Origin of the sequence: Pantoea sp. CTOTU49201 (genome assembly GCF_032054795.1) — a bacterium.
Lineage (GTDB): Bacteria > Pseudomonadota > Gammaproteobacteria > Enterobacterales > Enterobacteriaceae > Pantoea > Pantoea symbiotica.
This window is the reverse complement of sequence record NZ_DAMBSA010000188.1, coordinates 1-8,663: the sequence shown is the minus strand read 5'-3', so window position 1 is coordinate 8,663 and position 8,663 is coordinate 1. Positions and strand designations below refer to the sequence as shown.

Sequence of the window (8,663 nt, the reverse complement as noted above, 5' to 3'; positions counted from 1 at the left end):
GGCGGCACGCGTTGCGGCAACTTCGTGGGATCGCACCGCTGAAGAGATGCAGGCGCATATCGTGGCGCTGACGAAACGCCCGATTTCCCAGCCCGACGTGGCCGCCGCCCGTCCACCAGTGCAGGCGCACAATACTGTTGAGTGCTTGATTCTCGGCGCCGGACCAACCGGATTGAGCGCCGGTTATCACTACGGCGCGGGTGCGGTGGTGCTGGAGAAAAATGCCAGCGTGGGCGGCTGGTGCCGTTCGGTTGAGGATCAGGGATTCACCTTCGATCATGCCGGCCACATTATGTTCTCCAACGATCCTTACGTGTTGCGTTTGTACGACATCCTGCTGGGCGACAATCAGCACTGGCAAACGCGTGAAGCCTGGGTTTACAGCCATGATGTTTACACCCGCTATCCGTTCCAGTCGGCGCTGCACGGTTTGCCCGCCGAGGTGATTGGCGAGTGCGTGTTGGGCGCGATTGAAGCGCGCTATGCGTCGCCTCCCGCTTTGCAGGCAGTCGCCACCGAAGCGCGTCGTGATTGCTGCGCCGATGGCGCCATCCCGGATGGTGAAAGTCTGGCCTGTCAGCCGGAGAGCGAAGATTTTGAGAGCTTTATTTTCCGTACCTGGGGCAAAGGCATCGCTCGACATTTCGCCCTGCCGTATAACCAGAAACTGTGGAAAACTCCGCTGGTGAATATGGAAACCTCTTGGCTCGGCGGACGCGTGCCGCTGCCGGATTTAGAGCAGATCATCTCCGGCGCACTGGCGCCGCTGGATAAACCGGTCGGTCCCAACGCGCGCTTTGGCTATCCGCTGCGCGGCGGTTTTCAGGCGCTGATGGAAGGATTTCTGCCCCATCTGAATTGCGCGCTGGAGATGGAGGCGGACGTCAGCGAGATCCAGCCGCTTCAACGGCGCGTGCTGTTGAGTGATGGTCGACAGTTTCAATATGACCAGATGATCAGCACTTTGCCGCTGCCTGAACTCGTGCGATTGATGGGCAGCTTTGCTCCGGAGGCGGTGCAGAAAGCAGCGAAGCAACTGCGCCATATCTCGGTGCGCTGCGTTAATCTGGGCATTGGCCGCGCCAATATCAGCGACAAACACTGGATTTACTATCCCGGCAACACGCTGTTCCACCGCATCTTTTTACAGGGCAACGCCAGCCCGCACTGCAATCCACAAGGCGGTTTTGGCCTGACCTGCGAAATGACCTATCGCGCCGATCAGCCGCTGCCTTGTGAAGGTGATGCGTTGATTGAACGCTGTATCGCTGATTGTATTCGGGTCGGTATCATCAATGCCGATGATGAAATCGTGACCGCCAGTGAAGTGGATATGCCGTACGCCTATGTAGTGTATGACCATCAACGCACCGCCAACGTCACGCTGATTCGCAGCTGGCTGGCGACGCAAGGCATCCATCTTTCCGGGCGCTACAGCGAGTGGGAATATTACAACTCGGACCACGCGTTCCTCGCCGGAAAACGTGCAGCGGAAACGGTGAAAGAATTGACGCAAAACCGGAAAACCACGGCGTGAGATGAAAAAGCGGGTCAGTTAAGGGGCAATTGGTCGCCATGAATGGCGACCCTACGAATGTTGAGTGAGTTTTCAGCTTTTCAACGCGGATCAATCAAATCCACCACCATCGACAGGATTTCGTCCATGATGTGTGGTTCAACTTTCGCGGCAAAGCTCGCCTTACGCGCGGTAAGATCAAGCGAACGAAGTTGGTAACACAAGGCAACGCCGGTTACGCTGCCGGTATCCGTGCTATTGCCATCCAGATACACCGCAACAGCCTGCGAGCGCGAAGCGCCGCCACCGCTGGTTACCTGAATACAGACCGCTGTCCCAAGCGCAGCGACGAGTTCCCGCCGTGAAATCACCAGATAATAATGCGGCCCTTTAAACTCCCTGCCTTCAACGGGATCGCCGTTGACGTGCCAGATTTCACCTAACTGCGGAACTCTACGCGATATCATTAGATAGCCTCCTTGCCCTGCGGTTTATCCTGCAAATCGTCGCTGACGGCTTCATTAAACTGGCGAATCTCTTCCTGATCAATGCCAGCTAACAGTTGGTCCATTGTTTTCCTGCCGCGTGCGAGCCGGTTAACAGGTTTGATGTTGATTGACTCGTCAGTTGCAGTGACATCTAGCTCAATCCCCACATGCCAACCCGCTTTGGTCGCGATGTCACTGGGAATCGTTAGCACAACGGCTCCGCCTTGCTGACGCAGTTTGGTTAAAGCCATACATCCTCCAAAGTGTAACTTTGTCACACTGAGTCTATCACCCAGTGAGACAAAGTCACACTTTGTTTTATTGAGATACGTCTGCTTTTAAACTGGCGGATTAAACGCCTGTACCGGCGTCACCTTGCCGCGATATTTCCGCACCTGCACTACGGTGATTTGCCCGCTGCAGCCTTGTGCCAGTGACGAGGTGCCGATATCCAGCGTCAGCACATTAGGATTACCGTGACGGCAAAGTGGACGCAGCGCGGTTGGATCGACCGGATCGTACCAGGCGCCGGTCGGCAACTGCACCACGCCGCGCATGATGGATTCGGTCAGACGCGCACTGGCGAGTACGTGGCCGCGTTCATTGTAGAGCTCGATAATATCGCCATCGTTAATACCTGACGCCGCCGCATCAGCCGGATGCAAACTGCACACTTCGCGGCCATCGCGTTTGCCGCTCAGGCTGTAATCCCCAAAATCGAGCTGGCTGTGCAAGCGCGTCGCTGGCTGATTGGCGATCAGCCAGAACGGATGATCGGCATCCGGTTGCTGCTGCGGCTCGCGCCATACCGGATGACCGGGACAGTTTTCATAATTAAAGCTGGCGATGGTGGCGGAAAAAATTTCGATTTTCCCACTCGGCGTCGGCAACGGCGACGCATCTGGATCGGCCCGGAAAGCGTTGATCATGCGGCCGCCATCTTTCAGCTGCGGTAACTCCAGCACGCCTTGTTGCCAGAACTTCTCGAAGTCGGGGATCTCAACCTGATGCGCCGCCAGCTTGTGCTGCAGCTGAGCATAATGATGCTGCAACCAACCGCGCGTGTCGCGTCCTTCGGTGAAGGCTTCTTCCCGCCCTAAACGGCGCGCCAGCTCGGTGAAAATCGCGTAATCATCTTTGGCTTCGCCGAACGGTTGCGCCACCGGCTGCATGGCAAACAAGTGGCGATCGGTAGGTGCGCCGCCAATGTCTTCGCGCTCCAGCGTCATGGTGGCGGGCAAGACGATATCGGCATGGCGTGCGCTGGCGGTCCAGGCGATTTCATGCACGATCAGCGTATCCAGCTGGCAGAAAGCCTGACGCAGGCGCGCGAGATCCTGATGATGATGGAACGGATTACCGCCCGCCCAATACGCCAAACGGATGTGCGGATAGGTTAAGCGGCGGCCATTGTAGTCAAATTGCTTGCCGGGATTGAGCAGCATATCGGCGATACGCGCCACCGGAATCAGGCGATCAATGCCGTTTTTGCCCTGCGGCAGCGCCGGGAAACTCACCAGATTGTGATGCTTGCCGTAATGGCCCAGCGCGCCAAGCGCATAGGTGTAGCCGCCGCCCGGCAAGCCCGGCTGACCGAGCGCGGACGCCAGCACCAATCCCAGCCACACCGGTTGTTCGCCGTTTTCGGCGCGCTGTAAGGCATGCGCCACCGTTACCAGCACGCGTTTGCCGTGCAGCTGGCGGGCGAAATCACTGATGAACTCCGCGCTCACGCCGCAAATTTCTGCTGCCCACGCCGCATCGCGCGGCGTGCCGTCTTCCTCGCCACGAATATAGGCCGCCATTTCTGGCCAGCCCACGGTGTAACGCGCGAGGAAAGCCTCATCGGTCAGCTGTTCGGCGATCAACACCGATAACACGCCGAGGATAAACGCCGCGTCGGTGCCCGGTCGCAGCGCCAGCCATTCGCCCTGCGCTTCTTCCGGCAGATCGCTTTTCAGCGGACTGACCGAGATAAAGCGCGTGCCGCGCTGCGCCGCCTGCTGCATAAAGCCGCGCTCGGTGTGTTCGCTCAAGCCGCCGCTGGCGACCTGCGAGTTTTTCAATGCTAAACCGCCAAATGCCAGCACGATTTCGCTGTGCTGGGCGAGCTCTTCCCAACTGACGCCGCGACGGGCAATTTCAGTCATATCGCCGACGATGTGTGGTAGCAGCACCGACGCGGAGCCGGAACTGTAGCTGTTAACCGAACGCACGTAGCCGCCGAGCGTGGTGTTGAGGAAGCGATGCACCTGACTTTGCGCGTGGTGGAAGCGGCCCGCGCTTGACCATCCGTAAGAGCCACCGAAGATGCCTTGCGGGCCATAAGTGTCGCCGACGCGTTGCAGTTCGCGCGTCACCAGCGCGTAAGCGTCGTCCCAGCTCACCGCGACGTACTCATCGTTGCCGCGACGATCGTCCGGGCCGGGTCCGTTCTCCAGCCAGCCACGACGCACCATCGGACGGGATACGCGCGCCGGATGGTTTAACGCAGTGCGGAAATTTTGCAGCAGCGGGCTGGGATCGGGATCGCCCTTAAACGGTTCGATGGTGAGCCGATCGCCCTGTTGCTGGGCATGAAAAGCGCCCCAATGGGCGCTGTGCATTACCGGTTTTTGCGTCATTTTTTTTCCTTCATGCTTGTCAGCTCAACGCATCCAGGTCGCCATGAATGGCGACCCTACAACAGACCTGCGCGTATTACTGAGGCACTACATCTTCCGGGTGTTAAAAAAGAAAAACGGTGCCTAAAGCACCGTTGCAATAAAGTTTCTTACGCGCCCGTTTTCCGGGTCGTCGAGCACTTGCTGGGTTGGCCCCGCCGCCACGATTTTGCCGCTTTCCATAAATACAATGTTGTCGGCAACCTCGCGCGCAAAACCAATCTCGTGTGTCACCACCACCATGGTGATGCCGGAGTGCGCCAGCTGTTTAATTACCTGCAATACTTCACCCACCAGTTCGGGATCGAGTGCCGACGTCGGTTCATCAAACAGCATCACGCCGGGATCCATCGCCAGCGCGCGGGCAATCGCCACACGCTGCTGCTGTCCGCCGGAGAGATTCTGCGGCCACTCTTCTTCGCGGCCTGACAAACCCACCTGCTTCAGCAGTGAAAGCGCTTTGCTGGTCGCTTGCTGACGGCTCTGCTTCTTCACGCGCATCGGCGCATCCACAATGTTTTGCAACACGGTGCGGTGCGGGAACAGGTTGAACTGCTGGAACACCATGCCGATTTCGGCACGCTGACGCGCAACTTCACCGCTGCTTAATTCGTGCAGCGCCTGGCCTTTCTGCTTATAGCCGATGATCTCGCCGCCGATGCGAATGGTGCCGCCATCCAGTTTTTCCAGATGGTTAATGCAGCGCAGCAGCGTGGATTTCCCGGAACCGGATGGCCCAAGGATCACCGTGACTGAACCGGCAGGAATATCCAGGTTCACTTCATCCAGAATGGTGACGCCAGAGAAGCGTTTGGTGACTTTACGTAATGCGATCGCCTCACCCATTGCTGACGCTCCTTTCTGCTTTTGCCGCTGAGAAACCCGGCAGCGATTTCAGCAAGCTGCGTTTTTCCCGGCGCGTGACGCCACGACCAAAATAGCGTTCCACATAGAACTGACCGACTGACAGCACTGAGGTCATCAGCAGATACCACAAAGTTGCCACCAGCAGCAGCGGAATCACTTCATAGGTGCGCTGGTAAATAATCTGCGCCGAGAAGAGCACGTCCTGCAGCGAGATCACGGACACCACCGCCGTGGTTTTCAGCTGCCCAATGATTTCGTTACCTGCTGGCGGCATGATGGCGCGCATCGCCTGCGGCAGCACGGTGTGACGGAAAATCTGTGAAGGACGGTAGCCAAGCGCACGCGCAGCTTCCAGTTGGCCGTTGCCGACGCTCTGGATACCGGCACGCACAATTTCAGCGGCATAAGCGGATTGGTGCATCACCAGCGCGATCACCGCCGCACTAAATGGGCTGACTAACGCGTTCGATTGCGTGCTCCAGAGTTCGCCGAGGCCCGGAATCGACAAGGCGATGGTGGGATAAAGCGCCGCGATGTTGTACCACAGGAACAGTTGCACCAGCATCGGCACACCACGGAAGAACCAGGTATAAAACCAGCTCACGCCCACCAGCACCGGATTGGAGGAGAGGCGCATTAGCGCCAGCACCGTACCAAAAGCAAAACCCAGCACCACAGAGATCGCGGTGAGCTGCAGCGTCATTAATACGCCTTGCAGGATCGATTCGCCGGTAAAGTTCTCCGCAATCACGCTCCATTCGAAGCGTGGATTGTTAATCATCGAGTTCGCCATCGCCACCACGCACAACAGCACCACCAGCGCACTTAGCCAGCGTCCGTAGTAACGTTTGCCGACGATTTTCAAATCGCCGGTGTGGTCGTGAATGTCACTCATTGAAAGATTTCCTGATTGCGTTTGGCTTGTTTAACAGCACCAAAGCCGATGCCCCAGTTGTCGAGGATCTTGTTGTAGCTGCCATCTTTGATCAGCGAGTTCAGCGCGGCCTGTACGGCGGGCTCCAGCGCAGAATCTTTTGGGAACGCAACGGAGACTGGCGCATCGTGTACGGTGATTTCGCCGCTCATGGTCAGCGGTTTGATCACTTTCACCTGCCACAGCAAGCCTTCATACGGGCCGAGGAACATCGGCACGCGACCGCTTACCACCGCCTGCACGCCAGCTGGACGATCCGGGAATACCGAGACTTTGATTGGTTTTTTACCCGCCGCTTCACAGGCTTTGCTGGCGTCTTCAAGGCGCGTGACCTGCGTGGTACCGGAACCGGCACCCACTTCTTTACCGCACACATCCGCCAGTTCTTTGAATGGTGCGATGTTGGCATCTTTACGCGAGATAATGCCGAGGCGGCTGGCATCGTAGTAACCGACGAAGTCGATGATTTTGGCACGCGCTGGCGTGGCGTTGATGTTGGAGAGCGCCACATCGTAACGACCGGTTTTCAAGCCTGGAATGATGTTGTCGAAACCGCCGGTGTCGCGCCACTGAACCTGGATTCCCAGACGCTCGCCCACGGCATTCATGATATCGATTTCACGACCGGCCAACGTTTTGTTGTCTTCTTTATAGAAGGTGGTTGGCGGCGTGTTGGGATTGGTTCCGGCAACAATGTAGCCACGTTTCACCACATCCGCCGGCAGCAAACTTTTCAGCGCGGGATCGGCCTGCACGTGGATTGAGCTGTCAGTTGGGACGGATTCATCGGCGGCGAACGCGGTGTGTGCACTCAGCGCGAGCGCAAGAATTGTCATGCCTTTGGCGAATTTCACTGGAACCTTTCTCCTGATTTATAAAAAGTTTCCCCACAGGGAAAAGGCGTTGAGGTAGCGATGGTTTTGTCTCCTGACTCACCTCACGCGAAAGGCGCGTGGCGGAAGGAATTGTCATCCTCATTACGTCCCGAAGGCATTGTGTTTGAAGATATACGGCGATCACAAATGCGAAAAAAACATATCTATTGCCGAAATATGGCAATAGCCGCAAGCACGGTTGCAATGCGGGATTTCCGCACCAGATTTGGCGTGTAAGTCTCAACAGAATTCAGAATTTGCTAGTGAATCAATAGCCTGCTTATCCAAAATTCGTCGACACATTTCTTCTTACTCATAACGGATTCATCTAAGCAAATGAGGCGTTCCCTTCCCCCGCAACTCGTACCCGCAACGGAAAAATCCTTTGTAAAGGTTTGTATTGTCAGGCTTGTTGCCGTCTCGCTGAATAGACAATGAGAAACGTTATCATTATCATGCGCATTTACTTACAATTGTTAACGTAACAGGGAGAAAACTTAAGTGAATGTAACCATGCGTGGCAAAAAGCGTCCGATTGCGCTTTTTTTAGCGGGAATGCTAACGTCACCTGCCTTTGCAGCTGAAACCACAGAAAAGCTGGCTGACGATGAATCAATGATCGTCACCGCCGAGCAGGAGCTCAAACAGCAACCGGGCGTGTCCACCATTACGGCTGAAGACATCAAGAAAAATCCCCCTGTTAACGACCTCTCCGACATCATCCGCAAAATGCCCGGCGTGAACCTCACCGGTAACGGCGCCAGCGGCAGCCGCGGCAATAACCGTCAAATTGATATCCGTGGCATGGGCCCGGAAAACACCTTGATCATGATCGATGGCGTGCCGGTTTCTTCACGTAACTCAGTGCGTTACAGCTGGCGCGGCGAGCGTGATTCACGCGGCGATACCAATTGGGTGCCAGCGGAAATGGTGGAGCGCATTGAAGTGATTCGTGGTCCGGCCGCCGCGCGTTACGGTTCTGGCGCGGCGGGCGGCGTGGTGAATATCATCACCAAGCGTCCAACCAATGACTGGCACGGCTCACTGTCGCTCTACACCAGCCAGCCGGAAAACGACAAAGAAGGCGATACGCGACGCGCTAACTTCAATCTTAGCGGCCCACTGGCCGGTGATGCCTTGACCATGCGCCTGTACGGCAACATCAACCGTACCGATGCCGATGCGTTCGATATCAACACCGCCGAAAACGGTTCTTACGCGGCGGGCCGTGAAGGCGTGCGTAATAAAGACATCAATACCGTGCTGTCGTGGAAAATCACGCCGCTGCAAATCGTCGACTTCTCCTATGGTTACAGCCGT

General features: G+C 56.7%; 8 protein-coding genes. 2 read left to right on the top strand and 6 right to left on the bottom strand.

Annotated elements, in window-relative coordinates:
- On the top strand, window positions 1-1,537 hold a 1,537-nt coding region (locus RTY00_RS14045; RefSeq protein WP_312664862.1), incomplete at its 5' end, for an FAD-dependent oxidoreductase.
- Window positions 1,538-1,617: 80 nt separating this feature from the next.
- On the opposite strand, the gene RTY00_RS14040 is transcribed toward RTY00_RS14045, so the two are convergent.
- The 6 genes from RTY00_RS14040 to RTY00_RS14015 form a co-directional block, all read right to left on the bottom strand.
- Window positions 1,618-1,983 (bottom strand): type II toxin-antitoxin system PemK/MazF family toxin, encoded by a 366-nt coding sequence (locus tag RTY00_RS14040; protein WP_312664861.1) that lies wholly within the window; start codon window positions 1,981-1,983, stop codon window positions 1,618-1,620.
- Window positions 1,983-2,255 (bottom strand): antitoxin, encoded by a 273-nt coding sequence (locus RTY00_RS14035; RefSeq protein ID WP_110867195.1) that lies wholly within the window; start codon window positions 2,253-2,255, stop codon window positions 1,983-1,985. Before RTY00_RS14035 ends, RTY00_RS14040 begins: the two co-directional genes overlap by 1 nt.
- 87 nt (window positions 2,256-2,342) lie before the next feature.
- Complete coding sequence (locus RTY00_RS14030) at window positions 2,343-4,628, bottom strand: molybdopterin-dependent oxidoreductase (RefSeq protein WP_312664860.1); 2,286 nt, start codon at window positions 4,626-4,628, stop codon at window positions 2,343-2,345.
- Between the two features lie 123 nt (window positions 4,629-4,751).
- Window positions 4,752-5,513, bottom strand: coding sequence for an amino acid ABC transporter ATP-binding protein (locus RTY00_RS14025; RefSeq protein ID WP_061719602.1), 762 nt, complete (start codon window positions 5,511-5,513; stop codon window positions 4,752-4,754).
- Window positions 5,506-6,429: an amino acid ABC transporter permease gene (locus RTY00_RS14020; protein ID WP_312664859.1), complete on the bottom strand. Its 924-nt coding sequence runs from the start codon at window positions 6,427-6,429 to the stop codon at window positions 5,506-5,508. The genes RTY00_RS14025 and RTY00_RS14020 overlap by 8 nt, the downstream gene beginning before the upstream one ends.
- Window positions 6,426-7,322 carry an ABC transporter substrate-binding protein gene (locus RTY00_RS14015; protein WP_008110205.1) on the bottom strand — a complete coding sequence of 299 codons (897 nt, stop codon included), beginning with the start codon at window positions 7,320-7,322 and terminating at the stop codon, window positions 6,426-6,428. The genes RTY00_RS14020 and RTY00_RS14015 overlap by 4 nt, the downstream gene beginning before the upstream one ends.
- 534 nt (window positions 7,323-7,856) lie before the next feature.
- Here RTY00_RS14015 and RTY00_RS14010 point away from each other — a divergent pair.
- A partial coding sequence (locus tag RTY00_RS14010; protein WP_312664863.1) for a TonB-dependent receptor plug domain-containing protein occupies window positions 7,857-8,663 on the top strand: 807 nt, incomplete at its 3' end.

What these genes read in the sequence shown, in the direction of transcription:
- RTY00_RS14040 (WP_312664861.1), bottom strand. Translation starts at nt 1,983, where the DNA reads ATGATATCGCGTAGAGTTCCGCAGTTAGGTGAAATCTGGCACGTCAAC.
- RTY00_RS14025 (WP_061719602.1), bottom strand. Translation starts at nt 5,513, where the DNA reads ATGGGTGAGGCGATCGCATTACGTAAAGTCACCAAACGCTTCTCTGGC.
- RTY00_RS14020 (WP_312664859.1), bottom strand. Translation starts at nt 6,429, where the DNA reads ATGAGTGACATTCACGACCACACCGGCGATTTGAAAATCGTCGGCAAA.
- RTY00_RS14035 (WP_110867195.1), bottom strand. Translation starts at nt 2,255, where the DNA reads ATGGCTTTAACCAAACTGCGTCAGCAAGGCGGAGCCGTTGTGCTAACG.
- RTY00_RS14030 (WP_312664860.1), bottom strand. Translation starts at nt 4,628, where the DNA reads ATGACGCAAAAACCGGTAATGCACAGCGCCCATTGGGGCGCTTTTCAT.